The organism is Methylosinus sp. (assembly GCF_036560965.1).
In the GTDB taxonomy this organism is placed as follows: Bacteria; Pseudomonadota; Alphaproteobacteria; order Rhizobiales; family Beijerinckiaceae; genus Methylosinus.
Window position 1 is genome coordinate 80,759 of record NZ_DATBQF010000011.1, and the last position, 21,062, is coordinate 101,820.

At 65.7% G+C, this 21,062-nt stretch carries 16 protein-coding genes; 11 read left to right on the plus strand and 5 right to left on the minus strand.

The window, feature by feature from the left end; translation table 11 throughout:
- Positions 1–95 precede the first annotated feature (95 nt).
- The 4 genes from VIF40_RS02920 to VIF40_RS02935 all read left to right on the plus strand — a co-directional run bounded on the left by VIF40_RS02920 (position 96) and on the right by VIF40_RS02935 (position 6,784).
- Positions 96–2,294 carry a glycosyltransferase family 2 protein gene (locus VIF40_RS02920; RefSeq protein WP_331936019.1) on the plus strand — a complete coding sequence of 733 codons (2,199 nt, stop codon included), beginning with the start codon at positions 96–98 and terminating at the stop codon, positions 2,292–2,294.
- Positions 2,295–2,453: 159 nt separating this feature from the next.
- Positions 2,454–3,101 carry a class I SAM-dependent methyltransferase gene (locus VIF40_RS02925; protein WP_331936020.1) on the plus strand — a complete coding sequence of 216 codons (648 nt, stop codon included), beginning with the start codon at positions 2,454–2,456 and terminating at the stop codon, positions 3,099–3,101.
- Between the two features lie 42 nt (positions 3,102–3,143).
- The gene (locus VIF40_RS02930) at positions 3,144–4,589 is read left to right on the plus strand and encodes a hypothetical protein (RefSeq protein WP_331936021.1); all 1,446 of its coding nucleotides are present in this window, start codon (positions 3,144–3,146) and stop codon (positions 4,587–4,589) included.
- A gap of 200 nt (positions 4,590–4,789) precedes the next feature.
- Positions 4,790–6,784: a methyl-accepting chemotaxis protein gene (locus tag VIF40_RS02935; RefSeq protein WP_331936022.1), complete on the plus strand. Its 1,995-nt coding sequence runs from the start codon at positions 4,790–4,792 to the stop codon at positions 6,782–6,784.
- Here the strand turns inward: VIF40_RS02935 and VIF40_RS02940 are convergent.
- A complete protein-coding gene (locus VIF40_RS02940; protein ID WP_331936023.1) occupies positions 6,760–7,347 on the minus strand; it encodes a TetR family transcriptional regulator in 588 nt (195 codons plus the stop codon). The two genes, VIF40_RS02935 and VIF40_RS02940, sit on opposite strands and share 25 nt — an antisense overlap.
- Before the next feature lie 334 nt (positions 7,348–7,681).
- On the opposite strand from VIF40_RS02940, the gene VIF40_RS02945 reads away from it, so the two are divergent.
- Positions 7,682–8,308 (plus strand): outer membrane protein, encoded by a 627-nt coding sequence (locus VIF40_RS02945; RefSeq protein ID WP_331936024.1) that lies wholly within the window; start codon positions 7,682–7,684, stop codon positions 8,306–8,308.
- Between the two features lie 170 nt (positions 8,309–8,478).
- Here VIF40_RS02945 and tsf read toward each other — a convergent pair whose 3' ends face one another.
- On the minus strand, positions 8,479–9,402 hold the full coding sequence (gene tsf / locus VIF40_RS02950; protein WP_331936025.1) for a translation elongation factor Ts: 924 nt from the start codon (positions 9,400–9,402) through the stop codon (positions 8,479–8,481).
- Between the two features lie 188 nt (positions 9,403–9,590).
- Positions 9,591–10,646: a 30S ribosomal protein S2 gene (locus VIF40_RS02955; protein ID WP_331936026.1), complete on the minus strand. Its 1,056-nt coding sequence runs from the start codon at positions 10,644–10,646 to the stop codon at positions 9,591–9,593.
- Between the two features lie 357 nt (positions 10,647–11,003).
- Here VIF40_RS02955 and VIF40_RS02960 point away from each other — a divergent pair, with 357 nt between their 5' ends.
- From VIF40_RS02960 to VIF40_RS02985, 6 genes are all read left to right on the plus strand, one after another.
- The gene (locus VIF40_RS02960; protein ID WP_331936027.1) at positions 11,004–11,870 is read left to right on the plus strand and encodes a hypothetical protein; all 867 of its coding nucleotides are present in this window, start codon (positions 11,004–11,006) and stop codon (positions 11,868–11,870) included.
- Between the two features lie 179 nt (positions 11,871–12,049).
- Positions 12,050–12,337: a YciI family protein gene (locus VIF40_RS02965; protein ID WP_331936028.1), complete on the plus strand. Its 288-nt coding sequence runs from the start codon at positions 12,050–12,052 to the stop codon at positions 12,335–12,337.
- A complete protein-coding gene (locus VIF40_RS02970) occupies positions 12,337–12,759 on the plus strand; it encodes an EVE domain-containing protein (RefSeq protein WP_331936029.1) in 423 nt (140 codons plus the stop codon). The genes VIF40_RS02965 and VIF40_RS02970 overlap by 1 nt, the downstream gene beginning before the upstream one ends.
- A gap of 145 nt (positions 12,760–12,904) precedes the next feature.
- Complete coding sequence (gene mdh / locus VIF40_RS02975) at positions 12,905–13,867, plus strand: malate dehydrogenase (RefSeq protein ID WP_331936030.1); 963 nt, start codon at positions 12,905–12,907, stop codon at positions 13,865–13,867.
- An 86-nt stretch (positions 13,868–13,953) separates the two neighbouring features.
- Positions 13,954–15,153, plus strand: coding sequence for an ADP-forming succinate--CoA ligase subunit beta (gene sucC, locus VIF40_RS02980; RefSeq protein ID WP_331936031.1), 1,200 nt, complete (start codon positions 13,954–13,956; stop codon positions 15,151–15,153).
- Between the two features lie 161 nt (positions 15,154–15,314).
- Complete coding sequence (locus tag VIF40_RS02985) at positions 15,315–17,192, plus strand: tetratricopeptide repeat protein (RefSeq protein ID WP_331936032.1); 1,878 nt, start codon at positions 15,315–15,317, stop codon at positions 17,190–17,192.
- 120 nt (positions 17,193–17,312) lie between these two features.
- Here the strand turns inward: VIF40_RS02985 and VIF40_RS02990 are convergent, their stop codons facing one another.
- Together VIF40_RS02990 and VIF40_RS02995 are read right to left on the minus strand one after the other, a co-directional pair.
- Positions 17,313–17,921, minus strand: a complete 609-nt coding sequence (locus VIF40_RS02990) for a TetR/AcrR family transcriptional regulator (RefSeq protein WP_331936033.1) — start codon at positions 17,919–17,921, stop codon at positions 17,313–17,315.
- Positions 17,918–21,055 carry an efflux RND transporter permease subunit gene (locus VIF40_RS02995; RefSeq protein WP_331936034.1) on the minus strand — a complete coding sequence of 1,046 codons (3,138 nt, stop codon included), beginning with the start codon at positions 21,053–21,055 and terminating at the stop codon, positions 17,918–17,920. The genes VIF40_RS02990 and VIF40_RS02995 overlap by 4 nt, the downstream gene beginning before the upstream one ends.
- Positions 21,056–21,062: the final 7 nt, after the last annotated feature.

A 21,062-nucleotide genomic window follows, 5' to 3' on the forward strand; every position in this document is an offset into this window, starting at 1 on the left:
CTGTCGTCCGCTCGCGCTCTATGGCCAAGGCGCCGCGGCTCGACTATACGACCTCGGAACCGACCTCCGCCTCTCACTTTTGGAAAGCCCGGGCCTTGTTGCTGAGAATTCCTTCTGTGCGCCGCTCCGGCCTGCGCCGGCTCGGTTGGGAGAGCTGGCAGGGCGTCGATGCGGATCCGCTCTTCGTCTTCGCGCCGCGGTTGCTGCGCGCCGCCTATATCATCCTCGAGGTCGCCGACGCCGATCAGACGCTCGACCCCCGCATCTATATCGATTTCGGCAAGGGTTTCGAGCCGGACGAGGAGATCGAGCTCAAGCACACCCGCAATGGCGTCTATGTGGTGTCGCTCCGCAGTTTCGGCCGCGTCCACAAGGTCCGCTTCGATCCCTCCTCCTACCCTTCGCGTTTCTGCTTTCGCGCCTTTGTCGCCTATGACGAGAAATCCGTGCGCGCTTTCGTCGGCAAAAGACTGCGCGCGGCGGCCAGGGGCGAGCGCGCGGCGCCGCTCTGCGAGGTCATAGCGCGGCCGGGCGCGCCCGAGCTTTCCGGCGTCGGCGCGCGCGTCGCCAGAGTGCGCGGCGCGACGCCGCATTTCGAGCAGGTGATCGCCATGGCGAACGACCGATTCGCCGGCGCTCCGCCCTGGGCCGACGACAGGCCGGCTCTTTCTTTCGTCACGCCGGTCTATGACGCGCCGGCGCTCTATCTCGATCAATTGCTCGACTCCTTTCGTATTCAGAGAGCCGGCGCCTATGAGCTGATCCTCTCCGACGACGGCTCGACGTCGCGCGAGACGATCGACTGGCTCGAGCGTCATCGCGGCGCGCCCAATGTGACGATTTTGCGCGCGGCGCAGAATGGCGGCATCGCCGCCGCCACCAATAGCGGGCTCGCCGCGGCGCGCGGCGAGTGGGTCGGCTTCATCGACCACGACGACGCGCTCGCGCCTTACGCCGTGGACGCGCTGCTGGAGACGATCGCGCGAACGCCTGGCGCGCAATTCGTCTTCACCGACGAGATCGTGGCCGACGCGCAGCTGCAGCCCAAGCATTATTCGCTGAAGCCCGCCTTCGACCCGGTGCTGCTCTCCGGCGTCAATTACGTCAATCACCTCTCGCTCTATCGCCGCGAGCGGCTGCTGGCGCTCGGCGGACTGCGTCAGGGCTTCGACGGCTCGCAGGACTATGATCTGCTGCTGCGTTACACGCGCGGCCTCGCGACGGAGGAGCTCGTCCATCTTCCCTATCCGGCCTATCTCTGGCGACGCGACGGCAAGAGCTATTCGGTGAGCTTCCTCGACCGCGCCACGACGAGCGCGCGCCGCTCTCTCGCGGAGAATTACTCTGTCGGCGGCGCGCCGGCGATCGTCGAGCCGGCGCTCAACGCCGATCTGCATCGCGTGCGGCTCGACCCGAAAAACGACGCCAGGCCGCTCGTCTCCATCGTCGTGCCGAGCCGCGATTCGTTCTCGCTCGTCACGCGCCTGCTCGACGATCTCCTGCGCCGGACCGACTATCCGAATTTGGAGATCATCGTCGTCGACAATGGCACGCAGGACAGCCGCGTTCTCGAGCTCTATGAACGGACGAAGGCCGCCTGCCCTTTCTTTTCGGTGGACATCGTCGAAGAGACGTTCAATTTCGCACGGCAGGTCAATCGCGGCCTGCGGGCGGCGCGCGGCGACTGCATATTGCTGCTCAACAACGACATTCAAGTCATCGACGCGGGCTGGCTGAAGGAGATGGTCTCGTGCCTCGCCTATCCGTCGACCGGCGTCGTCGGCGCGCGGCTGCTCTATCCCAATGGGACATTGCAGCATGCGGGCGTCATCGTCGGCCTCGGCTCGGTGGCGGGACATTGGTTCTGCGGAATGCCCGGCGATTATCCCGGCCCCATGGGACGGCTCGAAGTCCGCCAATCGCTGGCCGCGGTGACCGGAGCCTGCATGCTGATCACACGCGCTTGTCTCGAAGCGGTCGGCGCGCTCGACGAGCAGAATTTCGCCATCGCGTATAATGACACGGACTATTGCATGCGCGCCGGCCGCGCGGGCTTTCGCGTCGTATGGACGCCCTTCGCGACGCTCTATCATCATGAATCGGCGAGCCGTGGCAGCGACGAGACCAACGCCAATATCGCCCGCTTTCGACGCGAGCAGGACACGCTGCGCAAGAAATACGGACTGGTCGACTATGTGGACCCGGCTTTCAACCCCTGGTACAGCCGCGACAATGCCGCGCCGCGCTTGCAACTGCTGAGCAGCCTTCCGCCGGGACGGCATTTCCGCGTTTGAACGACGTCGCGCGATTGCCAAATGCGCCGCGACAGCGTAGTCCATCGCGCCCCGTCCCGGGGCGCGCCACGCAGCCGGAAGCGCTTTCTGCTCGAACGGCCCGGTTCGGGCGATCGAATGTCGCGCCCGACGAACAATCGACGAGGGACGATCGGACCGATGCTGAGGAAGCTGCGCGACAAATTGCCGAAGCGCCGCTCGGCGGACGTTTTCGACACCTATGTGTCGACCGTTCCGCGTCTACAGAACGCCGTCGATGCGATCGGCGACTGGCGCTGCGCCTTTCCGCCCCATTGCGATGTCTCGGCGGGCGAGGTCCCGGCCTATGACGACGCGCGCATTCGATGGGCGATCGATTGTTTCGGCTCGCTCGAGGGCCGCTCGGTGCTCGAGCTCGCGCCCGGCGAAGCGGGCCATAGCTTCCTTCTCGAATCCGCGGGCGCGCGCGTGGACGCGATCGAGCCGAGCCGCGCGGGATTCATACGCTGCCTCGTCGCCAAGGAGGTCATGCGCCTCTCGCGCACGCGCTTCCGGCTCGGCGATCTGGACGGATTTCTGCGCGAGACGGACGCGCGCTACGATCTCGTCGTCGCCTGCGAAGCGCTGCATCGTTTCGCCGATCCGCTCGCGAGCGTCGCGCTGCTCGCGCGCCGCGCCGACGCCGTCTTCATCCATTCGCAAATAACCGGAACGGCGCCGCTCTCGCGTCGCGATCTGATCGAAACATTGCGAGAAGCCGGATTTTCAGACATTCGCGAGGCGGAGCGCGGCCACTCTTCCGCGGTTTCGATTTTTGCGCGCAAATGACGACCTGCCGCCCGCGGCAATGGAGCACGGCCGATGTTCTTCATGCGCAAGCGTCAAAGGGAATTCTCGGGCTATATCGACCGCGCGAGCGGCGGGCGGGTTTCCGGCTGGGTCTATGATCGCCTGCGGACGCGCGATCGCTTCGATGTGGAGATCTGCTCCGCCGGAGCGATCATCGGCGTCGCGCGCGCCGACGCGCTGCGCGAGGATCTGGCGCAAGCCGGATTCGGCGACGGCCGCTACGGCTTTCATTTCGATCTGCCGGACGGCGACTATCCGGACGAGACTCTGGCTGCGCGCGTGCGCGGCGAGGGTTTCTGGCTGCTCGACAGCTCGGGCCGGGGAACCTTCGCAGACGGGCTGATCAACGCCACGCGACGCGGCCTGCCGCGGCTGGAGGCGACGCTGTCGCTTCGCGCGGTCGACGACCGCGACGTCGAAATCGCCGCCGAGCTGCAGAGCGCCTGGACGCGCCATGCCGGCGGCGCGGGCGGGCGGCAGCTGGGCGGCGGCGGCGCCATGTGGACCGACATCGTCTCCAACCGCCATCGGCCGCTCCTCGGCCTTCTCGACGGCGGCGATCCGCGCGCCCTCGCGCAATGTCTCGTCGACGTGCAGAAATCCTCGGCCGCCACCGGGCTCGAGCAGGGCGTGCGCGCCTACCAGGACTTTCTCGCCGCCTCGCCGGAGGGTCGCCGGGCCGCCGTGGCGCCGTTCCACGACATGCTGGCCTCGCTCGCGCAATATATCGGCCTCGCCCGGGTGGAATGCGCCGAGCAGGATTACGTCGGCGAGACGCTCGTCGCCTCCTCGCGGCGTCTCGTCGCCGAGATCGAGGATGCGCTCGGCTTTTCGATCACGCCGCCCGCGGTCTTCGACGGGCTCTATGGACTAGGGATGGGCGAGAACGTCCTGCACGGACGCGATATTCAGGCGCTCTATCTGGCCATGCGCGCGATCGAGGCGAGCGGCGTCGCGCGGCCGAAGATCTGCGAGATCGGCGGCGGCTTCGGCAAGGCGGCGCGCTATGCGCTGCTGGCCGGCGCGCGCCATTACACGATCGTCGACCTGCCGACCGTCGCGGCCATGCAATTCTTCGCGCTGCGCCGCGCCCTGCCCGAGGCGCCCGTGCAATTTCGCCACCCTCGCGAGCCGTCGCGCGGCGAGGGCGTCGACCTCGTCCTCGCGCCGCAGATCGACGACACCACCGTCATCGACAGCGACATCATCGTCAATTGCGACTCCTTTCCCGAGATGGGCGACGCCGTATGCCGCAGCTATTTCGCGCGGATCGGTCGTTGGGCCCCGCTGCTGCTCAGCGTCAATCAGGAGGCCAATCGGGAGGTCGACGCCTCCGGCCGGCAGTCCGTGGTCGGCGCGCTGCTGCCCGATTACGGCTTTAGACGCCGCTACCGCTTCCGCAGCTGGATCAGGCGCGGCTACGCCGAGGAATTGTGGGCCGCGCCGGAGCGCGACGCGGACGCCTGACGACGCCCTTCGTCGCGCCCCGCGTCCTCTTGTCGCAGGCGCCCCGAAACGTCGAAATCGGCGCCGACTTGTCAAAGCCATTGGTATTTCTGAAACTTTCCGGGCCTAGCGTCGACATTGGCTCCGTCGACCAAAGGCATGACGCCCGCCGGAAATTGTCCGCGCGCGTCGGCGATCGCCCCCTTTTCACCGCGGAGCGAATGCGCCTGCCTGGCGGCGGCGCGCGTCCCTGCTCCGTCTCGAAGGACCGTTCCTCGATGCGCTTCGACGATCTCAAACTCACGACCAAGAGCCTCCTGCCGCTCGCCCTCACCTGCCTGCTGTTCCTCGGCGTGACGGCGCTCGGCGTCCATCGGATCGACGATCTCGGCCGCCGCTACCAATATCTGACCGAACATTCCGACGCCGCGCTGGCGAGGCTGCTGCGAATGAACCGCACCGCGATCGAGGTGGGCTATGCGGTCCATTCGATGATCGCGTATGAATCCGACACCGAATTGTTCAAGATCGCCGAGACGAATTTCGACAGCGCCCGCGAGCGCATCGACGGGCATTCGAACGCGGCGGCGCAGCTCGATCCGCCGCGCGCTCCGGCGATCGAGACCTTCCATGAGCGGATCGACAAGATCATCGAGGCCGCCGGGCCGGCGGTCCGCATCGCCAAGGACATACCGGGCGTCGAGGTCGGCTCGCGCCTGCGGCCGCATGAGCTCGACGCGCTCGCCGAATGCATGGCGATCATGCGCGGCGTCGACATGCAGCTCGATAAGCTCACCGACGATATGAAGACATACAACGCCACGGTGCTGAACGACAATCAGCGCGTCGGCGACGAGCTGCGTCGTCAGACCCAGCAGACGATCTGGACGATGCTCATTGTCGGCGCGCTGGCGCTGGTCGGCGGCGGCGCCTCCGCGATCTTCGTGGCGAGCCGCAAGATCGGAGCGCCCCTCGCGCGGCTGACAGGGCAGATGAGCGCCATCGCCGGAGGCGATCTGAGCGTCGCCGTCGAGGGCGTCGGACGCGGCGACGAGGTGGGGGCGATGGCGAAAGCCCTCGACACATTCAAGCGCAATGCGCTCGAGCTGCGGGCGGTCGAGGCCCGCGCCGCCGAGGCGAAGCGCCGCGGCGACGAGGCCGAGGCGCAACGCAGAGCCGAGCAGGCGCTCGCCGACAGAGAGCGCGAGGCGGCGCTGCGGGCGATCGGCAAGGGGCTCGAGAAGCTCGCCTCCAAAGATCTCGTCTATCGCCTCGCCGAGGACATGCCCGCCGCCTATCGCGGCCTGCAGAATGATTTCAACGCGGCGATCGGCCAGCTCGAAACGGCGCTGGCGGTCGTTGCCGGCGGCGCGCACGCCCTCGGCTCGGGGGTCGGCCAGATCGCCGTGGCCGCGGACGATCTCGCGCGCCGCACCGAGCAGCAGGCGGCGAGCCTCGAGCAGACGGCCGCCGCGCTGGAGGAGATCACCACCACGGTGAAGAAGAGCGCCGAGGGCGCGGGCCATGCGAGCGACATCGTCGGCGCCACCAAGACCGAGGCCGAGAAGAGCGGCCAGATCGTCCGCCGGGCGGTCGACGCCATGGGCCGGATCGAGAAATCCTCCCAGCAGATCGGCCAGATCATCGGCGTCATCGACGAGATCGCCTTCCAGACCAATCTGCTGGCGCTCAACGCCGGCGTCGAGGCGGCGCGCGCCGGCGAGGCCGGCAAGGGCTTCGCGGTCGTCGCCTCGGAAGTGCGCGCGCTGGCGCAGCGCTCCGCCGAGGCCGCCAAGGAGATCAAGGGGCTCATCTCCACTTCGACGATAGAGGTCGAGCAAGGCGTCGATCTCGTCGGCGCGACCGGAAGGGCGCTGGAGCGGATCGTCGCCCAGGTGGCGGAGATCGACAAGGTGGTCACCGACATCGCCGCCGGCGCGCGCGAGCAGGCGACCGGCCTCGCCGAGATCAACGCCGCCGTCACGCAGATGGATCAGAACACGCAGAAGAACGCCGCAATGGTCGAGGAGACCACCGCGGCGAGCCACGGCCTGCGCAAGGAGACGGAGGGGCTGACGCGATCCGTCGCGAGCTTCCGGCTCGGCGCCGCGCCCGCCCATGCGCCGCGGCCCGCGCTGAAGACGGTCGCCGTCGCCGGACGCGGCGCCGCCCAGCGCAAGCCGCAGGCGGCTCAGGACGATTGGGAGGCGTTCTGATCGGCAGCGAGCGGCGCGGCGTCGTCGAGACAGGCGGCGAGGAGACGCTCGATCAGCGGCCCGCTGTCCTGCCCGGCGAGGAGCGGCTCGACCCGCAGCACCTCGCGCAAGATCGAGAAGCCGATGAGGCAGGAGACGAACAGCGCCGCCCGCTGCTGAGCGTCCGGCCCGTCGAGCTTGGCGGCGAGCGGCCCGATGAAATCCCGATAGCAGCAGGCGCGAATGAGATCGCGCGCCAGCGGGCTGGTCAGCGAGCGAACGAAAATATGCAGACCGTCATGCTGCTGCGATTCGAGCGCGAAGCTCGCGAACAAGCCGCTCAGCCGGCCGCGGTCCTGCGACAAAAGCGCCGAGGGACAGGCCTCGACGACCGCGGCGGCGAACAGCTGCTCCTTGGAGCCGAAGGATCGATGCACGAGCGCCACATCGACGCCCACATCCGCCGCAATGTCGCGCAGCTTCACCTCCTCATAGGAGGCGTGCGCGAAACGCGCGATCGCCGCGGCGAGGATGCGCCGTCGCGTCGCGTCACCCGAGCGCTTCTCCGAATTTTCCGGCCGCATCGAGAATCCTTCGATATGTAATCACAATTGGCGGAGCGCGCGGCGCCGTCAATCGTCAATCACGCGGCCTGACGAAATAACGCCAAAATTGTGCGGGATTTTACCTATTAGGGAAATGTGAACCTTTCGCAGGCCAAGGTCACGCTCGTCATCCGCATGGTGAACCCACGCAGGGCTCGACAGGACGCCACGTCCGACGCGCTCGGGGCGGGTTCGCCGCAGATATCAACGATGGTTGACAAACCGGGCCGATTCGATGCATTTCGGCCTCATAGCTTCGCTCAAGTCGAGGGCGGCGACTGAAGCGTTTCTTTCAACGCACCTCGGAGGTTTCATGCATATCAAGAACAGCCTTTCGGCTCTCGCGGTCGCCGCCGCTCTCTGCGCCGGCGCCGCTCACGCGGCGGATCTGCCCTATCGCAAGGACGCGCCGGCCTTCGCGCCGCCGCCGCCGGTCTTCTCCTGGACGGGAGCCTATGTCGGCCTCAATGTCGGCGGCGGCTTCAAGGCCGACAACAGCTTCGGCGGCGACGTCAGCGGCGTCGTGGGCGGCGGCCAGATCGGCTATAATTACCAGATCTCGCCGCTCTTCGTCGTCGGCATCGAGACCGACTTCCAGGGCACGAGCCTGCGCTCCAACAATGGCTTCGGCAACGCCAGCCTGCCTTGGTTCGGCACTGTGCGCGGCCGCGCCGGCTTCGCCCTGCTCGAGTCGAAGCTCTTCGTCTATGGCACGGGCGGCTTCGCCTATGGCGAGCTGAACACGCCCTTCGGCAGCGACACCCGCACCGGCTGGACCGCCGGCGGCGGCGTGGAATACGCCTTCCTGCCGAACTGGTCGGCCAAGGTCGAGTATCTCTACACCGACCTCACCAACAATGGCGGCTTCGCCATCGGCCCGCAGCGCGCCAAGTTCCACACGGTCCGCGCCGGCGTGAACTACCACTTCAACCTGTTCTAGCCTCGACGCCGCATGGCCCCTCCCGGGGCCATGCGGACGCGGGATAGCCGGCGTAAAAATCAAAAAAGGCGAAGCGACCATTGGTCCGCTTCGCCTTTTTCTTTTGGAAGATCGGCTGGCCGGAGACCGGCTCCCGGCCGCCGCAGCGGCCGGGGAATTCTCGAGAGCGATCAGCCCTTGGCGGCCGCCGCCACTTCCGCGGCGAAATCGCTGGTCTCTTTCTCGATGCCCTCGCCGAGCGCATAGCGGGCGAAGCCCTTGATCGTGACGGGCGCGCCGGCCTTGCCCTCATGCTCCTTGAGCGTCTGGGTGATGGTCTTGCCGCCGTGATCCGGGTGATTCGAGACCTGATCGAGCAGCAAGACCTCCTTGTAATAGGTCTTGAGGCCCGAATCGATGATCTTCTCCAGCACATTGGCCGGCTTGCCGGCGTTCTTCTCGGCGAGCAACGCCTTCTCGCGCTCCACCGTCGCCGGATCGAGACCGGAGGCGTCGAGCGCCAGCGGATTGGCCGAAGCGACATGCATGGCGATCTGACGCGCGAGAGTCGAGAGCACGTCCTTGTCGCCCTTCGACTCGAGCGCGACGATCACCGCGATCTTGCCGAGGCCGTCGGCGATCTGCGTATGGACGTAGCGATTGACCGCGCCCTCCACCTTCAGCGGCGCGACGCGGCGCAGCGTCAGATTCTCGCCGATGGTGGCGATGCCGCTGGTGATGGCGTCGGCGACCGTGCCGCCGCCCGGATAGGCCTTGCCGGCGAGCTCCCCGGCGTCGGCGGCGCCGGTCTCCAGCGCGACTCGCGCGATATTATTGACGAGCTTCTGGAAGTCGTCGTTGCGGGCGACGAAGTCGGTCTCGGAATTCACCTCGACGACGACGCCGACGCCATCCTCGACGATCGCGGCGACGAGACCCTCGGCGGCCACGCGGCCGGACTTTTTGGCGGCCTTGGAGAGGCCCTTCTTGCGCAGCCAGTCGACGGCCGCCTCGATATCGCCATTGGTCTCGTTGAGGGCGGCCTTGCAATCCATCATGCCGGCGCCCGTGCTCTCGCGCAGTTCCTTGACGAGAGCGGCGGTGATCTGGGCCATGGGGTTAGACACCTCTAGCTAGAGCTAACGCCGGCCCCTTTGGGAGCCGGCGCGATAATCTTTCGTGAATGTGACGCTGGAGCGTCATCCGATCCACTCGGATCGAATGACGCTCGCGATTTTCTGTTCGGGAGCGATTCTGATCGATCGAACGATTCCGTTCGATCGGAAAGCGCTCTGGCGCGAAATCAGGCGGAGGCCAGCGAGCGCGCCTGATCGACCCAGCCGTCGCGCGCGATGCGCCCGTTGAGCTTCAGATCGAGGTCGAGCTTCTCGACATCGGCCGGCGCCATGGACGCGATCTGCCAATAATGGAAGATGCCGCCGTCATTGAGCTTCTTGACCAGCTGCGGGCCGACGCCATGCAGCTTGGCGAGATCGTCCGGCGCGCCGCGCGGGGCGGTGAGCAGCTCGAAGGGCTCGAGCGCGACATCGAGCTCGACGACCGCATCGGCGGCGACTTCCTCGGACGTGCGCAGATCGGCGTGGACGCGGCCGAGCGCCGGCTCCGCCGTCGGCTGCTCCATGGCGCCGATGTCGATGCCCGACAGGCCCTGGCTGCGCGAGATGCCGTCGATCGCCGCGCGAGCGATGAGATCGCAATAGAGCGCGATGGCGCGGCCGGCGTCATCATTGCCGGGGATCGGGAAGGTGATGCCGTCCGGATCGCAATTGGTGTCGAGGATCGCCACCACCGGGATCTTCAGGCGGTTGGCCTCCTTGATCGCCAGCTGCTCCTTATTGGTGTCGATGACGAAGATGAGGTCGGGCGTGCCGCCCATGTCCTTGATGCCGCCGAGCGCCTTCTCGAGCTTGTCGCGCTCGCGGGTGAGCAGCAGGCGCTCTTTCTTGGTGACGCCGCCGGCGCCCACGCCGAGCTGCTCGTCGAGCTTGCGCAGGCGCTGGATGGAGCCGGAGATGGTCTTCCAATTGGTGAGCGTGCCGCCCAGCCAACGGGAGTTGATGAAATATTGCGCGCTGCGCCGAGCGGAGTCGGCGATCTGGTCCTGCGCCTGGCGCTTGGTGCCGACGAACAGCACGCGGCCGCCGCGCGCGACAGTGTCGGAGACGACCTTCAGCGCCTGATGCAGCAACGGCACCGTCTGGGCGAGGTCGATAATGTGGATATTGTTGCGGGCGCCGAAGATGAAGGGCGCCATTTTCGGGTTCCAGCGATGCGACTGGTGGCCGAAATGAGCGCCGGACTCGAGCAGGCCGCGCATGGTGAAATCGGGAAGCGCCATTGTTTTTTCTCCGGTTCTAGCCTCGGCGAAAGCGTGGAGAAGCCGGAGAACCGGCCACCGGAACGGCGCCTTGAAGCAGGAGCCGTAAGACTTTCGCCTGTGGGATGGCGCGGCTTATAGGCGAGAACGGCGGTGGGGGCAAGCCGGGGTGGGCAGATGCGAAAAGGCCAGCGCCCTCGCCCTCGAGCCGAGGAGGAGAAGCCGCCGTCGCGAAGCACGAGGGCGAGTTCCAGTGGGGCGCCACCTTGGATTTGATGGCGCTCATTCACGGTAGCCGAGCAAGGCCGTGCGCAAAACTCTTTGCACCCGCTAATCATGCCGTGAAACAATGCCCGAAATTATTGACGGGGCAGAAAAATGGAATTTGTGCGATCAGAACGCATCCATCTGAAATCACATCAAGAGCTGAATGAGAGGTGGATCCAAAACCTCATAGCGTCTGATCCGACGATTCTCGGGCTCGGCGAGCTAGTCCTCCGAGACAAAGAGCGCGTACAACCTCGAGCTGGACGGCTTGACCTTTTGCTTCAAGATCTTGAAATGAAGAGATATGAAGTGGAAATTCAGCTCGGCGCGACGGACGAAGCTCATATTATCAGGACTATTGAATATTGGGACATAGAGAGAAAGCGCTACCCTCAATATGAGCACTGCGCAGTACTAATTGCCGAAGACATTACGAGCCGCTTCCTCAACGTCGTCGCCTTATTCAATGGAGCGATCCCTCTCATCGCCCTCCAAATGCAGGCGTTGAAGGTGGGAAGTCATACGACGCTTGTATTCACCAAGGTAATGGATGAGCTATCGCGAGGTGTCGTAGATGATGATGAGGACGCCAAAGCTGCGCCGACAGACCGATCGTATTGGGAGAAACGGGGAACAAAAAGCACGGTTAAACTGGCTGATGAAATGCTCTCTATCGCGCGGGAAATCGAGCCATCTTTAGAGCTAAAATACAACAAATTCTATATTGGTCTTTCCAAAGACGGCCAACCATTCAATTTTGCTATATTCCGTCCCAAAAAAAGCTGGCTCAATTTCGAAGTCAAACTTCCTCGCACAGACGAGGTCGACACCAAAATTGAAAAAGCAGGTATTGAGGCGCTCGAGTATGCGACAAGATGGGGAGCCTACAGGCTTTCCCTACATGAAAGCGATATCGCGAAAAACCACGAGCTACTGAAAGAACTGATGCAAGCGGCGTATCAAAACCGAACGTCATAACAATCGTTTGACGCGCCATTCTGGAGGTGACGGCCCTGACCCTCATCCGACCCCCGCTTAAGCGAGGGCCACCTTGTCCCGCGAGCGGGAGAGGGAGTCGCGCGCCCAATTCTGTCGACCTCCCCCCGGCAATCTGCTAATCACCGCCCCGTCGCCGCTTCCCTTTTCACGAGGCCGCTTTGCCGCTCTTCGTCGCCCTCTGCCTGGACAAGCCGAATCATGTCGCGCTCCGCCTCGCCACCCGCGAGGCGCATCTCGCCTTTCTCGCCGCTCATGCGGCGCAGGTGAAGCTCGGCGGTCCCTTTCTCGATGCGGCCGAACAGCCCGTCGGCTCGCTGCTGATCGTCGAGGCGGCGGATGAAGCGGCGGCGCAGGCGCTGCTCGCCGAGGACCCTTACGCCGCGGCCGGCCTCTTCTCGAGCGTCGAGATCAAGCCGTGGAAACGCGTGGTCGGGGCCGAGCTCTGATGGCGCATTGGCTGTTCAAGAGCGAGCCCAAGACCTGGTCCTGGGACCAGCAGGTCGCGGCCGGCGCGAAGGGCACGTTCTGGAACGGCGTGCGCAACCATCTCGCCAAGAAGCAGCTGATGGCGATGCAGATCGGCGAGCGCGGCTTCTTCTATCATTCCAACGAGGACAAGGCCGTCGTCGGCGTGGTGGAAGTCATCAAGACGTATTATCCCGACCATACCGACGAGAGCGGCAAATTCGGCATGGTCGACATAAAGGCGGTCGCGCCCTTGAAGACGCCCATCTCGCTCGCGCAGATCAAGGCCGATCCGCGCCTCGCCGAAATGGTGCTGGTCAATAATTCTCGTCTCTCGGTGCAGCCGGTCGCCGAGGAGGAGTGGAAGCTCATCCTTTCGCTCGGCGGCGTGGACGCGCTCTAGGAAAGCCCAATTTCGCAGCCGCGATGCGTCCGCCCGTGTTCTTGCTCAATTTTCGTGCGAAGCTTCGTTAGAGGCGAATCGCGCCTTTTCAGACGCGGAAAAGCGCGCTAGCAGTTTAATTCCAGGCACGCCCATAGGAGAAACGATGGCGCGCAAGAAAATCGCCCTGATCGGCGCCGGCCATATCGGCGGCACGCTGGCTCATCTCATCGGCCTCAAGGAGCTCGGCGATGTCGTATTGTTCGATATTGCGAGCGGCGTTCCCGAGGGCAAGGCGCTCGACCTCTCCCAATCCTCGCCGATCGAGGGGTTCGACGCGCGCATCGCCGGCGCCACCGACTATGCGGCGATCGCCGGCGCCGACGTCGTCATCGTGACAGCCGGCGTGCCCCGCCAGCCGGGCATGAGCCGCGACGATCTGCTCACCATCAATCTCGGCGTCGTCTCCAAGGTCGGCGCCGGCATCAAGACCTATGCGCCGGACGCTTTCGTCATCTGCATCACCAATCCGCTCGACGTCATGGTCTGGGCGCTGCAGAAGGCGAGCGGACTGCCGACCAATAAGGTCGTCGGCATGGCCGGCGTGCTCGATTCGGCCCGCTTCCGCTTCTTTTTGGCCGAGGAGCTGAACGTCTCGGTCGAGGACGTCAGCGCCTTCGTGCTCGGCGGGCATGGCGATGACATGGTCCCCTCGGTGCGCTACTCGACAGTGGCGGGCGTTCCGCTGCCCGATCTCGTCGCCATGGGCTGGACGACGCAGGCGAGGATCGACGCCATCGTCGACCGCACGCGCAAGGGCGGCGGCGAGATCGTCGGCCTGCTCAAGACCGGCTCGGCCTATTACGCGCCCGCCTCCGCGGCCATCGCCATGGCCGAGAGCTATCTGAAGGACAAGCGCCGCGTGCTGCCCTGCGCCGCCTATCTCGACGGCCAATACGGCGTCAGCGGACTCTATGTCGGCGTGCCGGTGGTCATCGGCGCGAATGGCGTGGAGCGCGTCCTCGAAATATCGCTCGACGCGGCCGAGCGGCAAATGTTCGACAAATCGGTGGCCTCGGTGCAAACGCTGATCGCCGCCAGCAAGGCGCTCGACCCGGCCTTCGCGTAACCCGCCGCGCAACCCACGCGAAGGGGCCGTTGTTCCGCCCCTTTCGGGGGGCGTCGTGGCGCTGCAACCATCAGGATCGACGAACGATGAACATCCACGAATATCAGGCCAAAGCCATTCTGCGCGAGTTCGGCGCTCCGGTCGCCGAAGGCGCCCCGGCGCTGGCGGCGGCCGAAGCGCGCCAGGCGGCGAGCGGCCTGCCCGGCCCCGTCTATGTGGTGAAGGCGCAGATCCACGCCGGCGGCCGCGGCAAGGGCAAGTTCAAGGAGGCCTCCGCCGGCGACAAGGGCGGCGTGCGCCTCGCCCGCTCGCTCGACGAGGTCGAGACCTACGCCAAGGAAATGCTGGGCGCGACGCTGGTCACCGTGCAGACGGGCGAGGCCGGCAAGCAGGTGAGCCGCCTCTATATCGAGGACGGCGCCGACATCGACAAGGAATTCTACCTCTCCTTGCTGATCGACCGCGCCACCTCGCGCGTCTCCTTCGTCGTCTCGACCGAAGGCGGCACGGATATCGAGGCCGTCGCCCATGCGACGCCCGAGAAGATCGTGACCTTCTCCGTCGATCCGGCGACCGGCGTGCTGCCGCATCATGGCCGCCGCGTCGCCGACGCTCTCGGCCTCACCGGCCCGCTCGTCAAAGAGGCGGTCTCGCTCACCGAGCGGCTCTTCACGGCCTTCGTGGCCAAGGATATGGAGCTGCTCGAGATCAATCCGCTGATCGTCACCAAGGACGGGCGCCTGCGCTGCCTCGACGCCAAGGTGTCCTTCGACGACAACGCTCTCTACCGCCACCCGGACGTCGTCGCGCTGCGCGACAAGACCGAGGAGGACGAGAAGGAGATCGAGGCCTCGAAATACGAGCTCGCCTATATCGCGCTCGACGGCACCATCGGCTGCATGGTGAACGGCGCCGGCCTCGCCATGGCGACGATGGACATCATCAAGCTCTATGGCGAGAACCCCGCCAACTTCCTCGATGTCGGCGGCGGCGCGACCAAGGAAAAAGTCACCGCGGCGTTCAAGATCATCACCGCCGACCCCAAGGTGAAGGGCATTCTCGTCAACATCTTCGGCGGCATCATGCGCTGCGACGTCATCGCCGAGGGCGTCATCGCCGCGGTGAAGGAGGTGGGCCTCGCCGTGCCGCTGGTGGTGCGGCTCGAGGGCACCAATGTCGAGCTCGGCAAGGAGATCGTCTCCAATTCGGGCCTCGACGTGATTTCGGCCGACGACCTCGACGACGCCGCGCAGAAAATCGTGGCCGCCGTGCGCGGACGAAGCTGACGCGGCGCTTTCGAGTGATGCGGCGGCCGTCCCTGCTGGGATAATTCGCACTTGCGGGGGCGGCTCAAAACAGCCATCTTCCCGCATGATGGTGGCGCTCGGCGACCTCTTTCGAGGTGATCCGGCGCCGCGCCGCTGCGGCCGATTGCGGGAAACAGCACGTGAACAGAATTTTCTCGTCCGATACGCCGAAACGGCGCCGCGTTCGCTCTTTCGCGACCCGCGCGGCCTGCGCCGCGGCGGCGTTTTGCGCACTTTCGCTCGGAGCCGATGATTTTGTCGGCAAGGGCCTCGTCAACGGGGGCTTCGTCGGCAAGGGCGGTTTTGTCGGCAAAGGCGGTTTTGTCGGCAAAGGCTTGGCCCACGCCCGCGAGACCAGCCTCTCCATCGCCACGCCCTTCGAGGTCGGCGAGAGCGCGTCCGGCAATTATCTCGCCGCGATCGTCGCCGGGGCGGAGCGCGACACGCTCGCCGCCTCCACATTTTTCCGCGAGGCGCTGCGCAATGATCCGCGCAATCGCGAGCTGACCGAGCGCGCCTTCGTCGCCGCTCTCGCCAATGGCAACATGCAGGAGGCCTTCACTCTCGCCGCCCGCGTCGCCGCCTTCGACAAGACCAATGGCCTCGCCAATCTGACGCTCGGCGTCGAGGCGATAAAGGCCCGGAAATTCGCCCGCGCCCGCACGGTTCTCGCCAAGGGCGGACTCGACCGCAAGCACGACGTCACCTCCACCCTGCTCACCGCCTGGGCCTATGCCGGCGCCGGCGAGACCAAGCAGGCGCTGGCCACGGCGGACAAGTTGAAGGAAGACGCTTTCGCCGTCTTCCGCGACTATCACGCGGCGCTGATCGTCGATGCCGCGAAGAATGGCGACAAGGCCGAGGCGACGAAGCGCTTCAAGGCCGCCTATGGCTCCGAGCGCAACACGCTGCGGCTCGTCGACGCCTATGCGCGCTTCCTCGTCGCGCATGGCAGCCGCGAGGAGGCGCGCCGCGTCTATCGCGCCTTCGACGATCTCGCCCCGCGCCATCCGATCGTCACCGCGGCGATCGCCGATATCGACGCCGGCAAGCCGCTCGCCCCCTTCGTGCGCGACGCCGACGCCGGCGCGGCGGAAGTGCTCTATGGTCTGGGCGCGATCGGCGGACGGCAGGGCGACGAGCTCGCCTCGCTGATCTATCTGCGCCTCTCGCTCTTCCTCGCGCCCGACAATGCGCTGGCGACGATCACGCTCGCCGACATATACGAGCGCATGAAGCAGGAGGAGATCGCCATCGATCTCTACGACAGCGTGCCGAAGGAGAACCCGCTGCGCGTCAACGCCGATGTGCAGGCGGCGCTGCTGCTGGAGACGCTCGGCAAGACCAAGGAGGCGACCGACCACCTTCAGTCCGTCATCGCCGACAATCCAAAGGATCAGGAGGCGCTGACCGCGCTCGGCAATATTCAGCGCTCGCGCAAGCTGTTCGCCGATTCGGTCACCACCTACACAAAGGTGCTCGACCTCCAGCCGCAGGCCGACAAGAGCCAGTGGCTGCTCTATTATTATCGCGGCATCGCCAATGAGCGCCGCAAGAACTGGCCGACCGCCGAGGCCGACCTCAAAAAGGCGCTGGAGCTCTATCCGGACCAGCCTTTGGTTTTGAATTATCTCGGCTACTCCTGGGTGGATCAGGGCGTCAATCTCGACGAGGCGTTCAAGATGCTGCGCCGCGCCGTCGATCTGCGCGCCCGCGACGGCTATGTCGTCGACAGTCTCGGCTGGGCCTATTATCGGCTCGGCCGCTATGAGGAGGCGGTGCGCGAGCTCGAGAAGGCGGTCGATCTCAAGCCCTCCGATCCGGTGATCAACGATCATCTCGGCGACGCCTATTGGCGCGTCAATCGCAAGCTCGAGGCGCGCTTCCAATGGAACCATGCGCGCGACATGAGCCCCGATCCCGATGATCTGCCGAAGATCCTCGAGAAGATCGACAAAGGGCTGAGCGACGCCTCGCCCATCGCCAGCGATCTGACCAAGAAGAAGAACGGCGGCTGAGCTTTTTCAGCTCGGCCGACTCTCGTGATGCGAGCCTCTAAGGCTCGCGGTCCAGGGCGCGCTTTGGACCGCGAGCCTTAGAGGCTCGCTCATATCCAGCTTTGCGCGAGAAGCCCCGCTTCACCGCCCGGCGCGCAGCGCCGTCAGGCAGAAAGCCATCATCTGCGCCGCGCTCGGCGCGCTGGGGTCGGCGCATTCCACCTGCATGCGCGGATGGCAATAGCGGATGCAGGCCGAATAGACGAGCCGCGCTGTGAGATGCGCGTCGCCGCGCCGAAATTCGCCAGCCTCCATGCCGGAGGCGATGACCCGCTCGATCGCCGCGTCGATATGGGCGATGTGCTCGCCGATGATCGGCCATTGCTCGGCCATCGCCGCCTCGACGATGTCGTGCAGCTTGCGATCATCGACATAGCGCTCGCGATTCATCGCCTCATTGGTCTCGACCAGCCACAGCAGCCGCTCGGCGGCCGTGCCCGGCCCATCGGCGATAGCGTCGATGACCGCCTCCACCTCTCCCGTCAGCAGGCGCGCGACGGCGGCGTTGATCTCCGATTTGGCGCTGAAGAAGCGATAGACATTGGCCGGCGACATGCCGAGCTCTCGCGCTATGTCGGCGACCGTCGTCTTCTGAAAGCCCATCAGCCGGAACAGGCGCTCCGCCGTCGCGACGATGCGGGCGCGCTGCTCTGCGCTGCGCGCAACGGCCGGCGCGACGCTCCCGCTCATTCCGCCGCCCTCTCGGCGAGATCGGCGTAGGCGAATTCGGCGGGGGCGGGCGGCGGCGTCTCGACCAGCACATCGCCGAGCCGGCGGCGGAACCACAGCGCATAGAGCGCCGGCAGGAACAGCACGGTCAAGAAGGTCGCGACGAACAGCCCGCCCATGATGGTGAGCGCCATCGGCCCCCAGAACAGCGAATGCGTCAGCGGGATCATGCCGAGAATGGCGGCCAGCGCCGTCAGCGCCACCGGCCGCGAGCGGCGCACGGTGGCGCCGATGATGGCCTCGCGATAATTGGCGCCCTTCTCGAGGTCCTGGCGCACCTGATCGACCAAGATGATCGAATTGCGCATGTCCATGCCCGACAGAGCGATGAGGCCGAGCAGAGCGACGAAGCCGAAAGGCGCGCCCGCCAGATTGAGCGCCAGCGACGCGCCGATGAGCCCGAGCGGCGCGCTCATCATCACCAGGCCGAGCCGGGTGAAATCCTGCAGCTGGAACATCACGATGACCAGCATGACGAGAATCATCACCGGGGCCACGGCGGCGATCGAGGCATTGGCCTTGGCCGACTCTTCGATCGCGCCGCCGATCTCGATCCGATAGCCCGGCGGCAGATGCTCGCGCAGCTCGCCGAGGCGCGCCCATATGCGATTGGTCACATCCGGCGCCTGAACGCCGTCCTTCACATCGGCGCGCACGGTGACGAGCATGTTGCGATTGCGCCGCCAGATGATCGGCTCCTCATGCTCATAGACGATCTTGGCGATCTGCGAGACGGGCACTGGCGCGCCGGAGCGCGTCACGATCACCATATCCTCGAGCCGCCCCAGATCGCCGCGCTCGGCGGGCGTGGCGCGCGCGACGACGTCGACGCGATCGATGCCGTCGCGCAGGCTGGTGATCGTCACGCCCGAGACCAGCATCTGCAAGCGGCCCGCGACCTCCTGCGGCGTCAGGCCCAGGGCCCGCGCGCGGTCCTGATCGATGACGAGGCGGACGGCGGGCGTCTGCTCGTTCCATTGCAGATGCGGCTCGACGATGGCCTTGTCCTCGCGCATCAGATCGCGCAGGCGATAGGCGATGGCGCGCGTTTCCATCGGGTCCCGCCCGATGACGCGAAACTGCACCGGAAAGCCGACCGGCGGACCGAAATTGAAACGATCGACGCGCGCCCGCGCCTGCGAGACGGCGCCCTCGTCCAGCGCCTTCGTCAATTTCTGCTTCAAATGCTCGCGCGCCTCGAGATCCTTGGCGACGACGACGATCTCCGCATAGGCCTCGTTCGGCAGAGCGGGGCTGAGGCCGAGCCAGAAGCGCGGCGGGCCGCGCCCGATATAGCTCGTGTAATGGACCGCGTCCTCGTCACCCTTCAGCAGCGTCTCGGCCTGCTCGACCGCCGCGGCCGTGGCGAGAATCGACGAGCCCTCCGGCATGCGCAGCTGAAAGAACAGCTCCGGCCGCTCGGAGACGGGGAAGAACTGCTTCTGCACATGGGTGAAGCCGATCAGCGCCGCCGCGAAGACGCCGGCCGTCGCGCCGACGACGAGGAGGCGATTGTCGACGGCCCAGGTCACCAGCCGGCGCAGGCCGCGATAGAAGGGCGTCGAATAAATGGCGTCCGGATCGTGATGCGCATGGCTCGATAAATGGCGCGAGAAATCCGGCAGCAGCTTCACGCCGAGATAGGGCGTGAACAGAACGGCGACGAACCAGGAGGCGATGAGCGCCACGGCCAGCACGAAGAACAGCGAGCCCGTATATTCGCCGGTCGAGGAGGCGGCGAAGCCGACCGGCATGAAGCCCGCCACCGTCACCAGAGTGCCGGTGAGCATGGGAAAGGCCGTGGAGCTCCAGGCGAAGGTCGCCGCGCTGATGCGATCTTCGCCCTGCTCCATCTTCACCGTCATCATCTCGACGGCGATGATGGCGTCGTCGACCAGCAGGCCGAGCGCGATGATCAGCGCGCCGAGCGAGATGCGCTGAAGATCGACCCCGAAGGCGTTCATGAAGACGAAGACGACCGCGAGCACCAGCGGCGCGGACAGAGCGACGATGACTCCGGTGCGAAAGCCGAGCGAGACGAAGCTCACGAAGAGCACGATGACCAGCGCCTCGACGAAGGAGCGCGTGAACTCGCCGACCGCATGGGAGACGACATTCGGCTGATCGGCGATCTGCGTGATCTCCATGCCGACCGGCGTCTCGGCGCGGACCTCGGCCATGGTGGTCTCGAGGTTCTTGCCGAGCGTCAGGACATTGCCGCCCTTCGCCATCACCGCGCCGACGACGATCGTCGGCTCGCCCTTGTAGCGCGCCAGAAAATTCGGCGGGTCCTCGAAGCCGGACACGACATCGGCGACGTCGCCCAGGCGAAACACACGGCCGTTCGCCTCGACCGGCGTCGCGGCGATGGCCTCGGCGCCCTTCAGCGCGCCGGTGACGCGCAAGGGCACGCGATTGGCGGGCGTCTCGAAGACGCCGGCGGCGTTCACCGCATTCTGCTTGGCGAGCGATTCGAACAGCGCCTGCGGCGTGACGCCGAGATTGGCGAGCTTGGCCTGGCTGAACTCGACGAAAATTTTGCGATCCTGCACGCCATAGACATTGACCTTGACGATGTCCGGCGTCTCCAGCAGGCGCTGGCGGAACATCTCCACCACGCGGTCGAGCTGGTGATAATCGGCCTCCTCGCCGTGAACGGCGTAGAGGACCGCGTCGACATCGCCGAATTCGTCATTGACGTCGGGGCCGATGACGCCTTGCGGCAGCTCCGGCTGAATGTCGTGGAGCTTCTTGCGCAATTGATAGAACAGGCTCGGCACCTGCGCGGGCGGCGTCGTGTCCTTGAAGGTCACCTGCATGGCGAGGAAGCTCGGCTTCACATAGGTCTCGATCTTCTCGAGATAGGGAAGCTCCTGAAGCTTCTTCTCCAGGCGGTCGGCGACCTGATCGCGCATCTCCAGCGCGGTGACGCCGGGCCAGATCGCCGTGAGATTGGCGACCTTGATGGTGAAGGACGGATCCTCGGCGCGGCCGAGGTGGAGGTAGGAGTAGACGCCGGCGATGGCGACCGCGATGATCAGCGCCAGCGTGAGAGTCTGACGTTTGACGGCCCAGAGCGAAAGGTTGAAGCTCATTTCCGCG

Bases quoted from the DNA above. Each gene is read 5' to 3' on its own strand.
- VIF40_RS02955 (WP_331936026.1), bottom strand. From the start codon at position 10,646: ATGGCGCTTCCCGATTTCACCATGCGCGGCCTGCTCGAGTCCGGCGCT.
- VIF40_RS02945 (WP_331936024.1), top strand. From the start codon at position 7,682: ATGCATATCAAGAACAGCCTTTCGGCTCTCGCGGTCGCCGCCGCTCTC.
- mdh (WP_331936030.1), top strand. From the start codon at position 12,905: ATGGCGCGCAAGAAAATCGCCCTGATCGGCGCCGGCCATATCGGCGGC.
- VIF40_RS02935 (WP_331936022.1), top strand. From the start codon at position 4,790: ATGCGCCTGCCTGGCGGCGGCGCGCGTCCCTGCTCCGTCTCGAAGGAC.
- VIF40_RS02960 (WP_331936027.1), top strand. From the start codon at position 11,004: ATGGAATTTGTGCGATCAGAACGCATCCATCTGAAATCACATCAAGAG.
- VIF40_RS02970 (WP_331936029.1), top strand. From the start codon at position 12,337: ATGGCGCATTGGCTGTTCAAGAGCGAGCCCAAGACCTGGTCCTGGGAC.
- VIF40_RS02930 (WP_331936021.1), top strand. From the start codon at position 3,144: ATGCGCAAGCGTCAAAGGGAATTCTCGGGCTATATCGACCGCGCGAGC.
- sucC (WP_331936031.1), top strand. From the start codon at position 13,954: ATGAACATCCACGAATATCAGGCCAAAGCCATTCTGCGCGAGTTCGGC.
- VIF40_RS02925 (WP_331936020.1), top strand. From the start codon at position 2,454: ATGCTGAGGAAGCTGCGCGACAAATTGCCGAAGCGCCGCTCGGCGGAC.
- tsf (WP_331936025.1), bottom strand. From the start codon at position 9,402: ATGGCCCAGATCACCGCCGCTCTCGTCAAGGAACTGCGCGAGAGCACG.
- VIF40_RS02940 (WP_331936023.1), bottom strand. From the start codon at position 7,347: ATGCGGCCGGAAAATTCGGAGAAGCGCTCGGGTGACGCGACGCGACGG.
- VIF40_RS02995 (WP_331936034.1), bottom strand. From the start codon at position 21,055: ATGAGCTTCAACCTTTCGCTCTGGGCCGTCAAACGTCAGACTCTCACG.
- VIF40_RS02990 (WP_331936033.1), bottom strand. From the start codon at position 17,921: ATGAGCGGGAGCGTCGCGCCGGCCGTTGCGCGCAGCGCAGAGCAGCGC.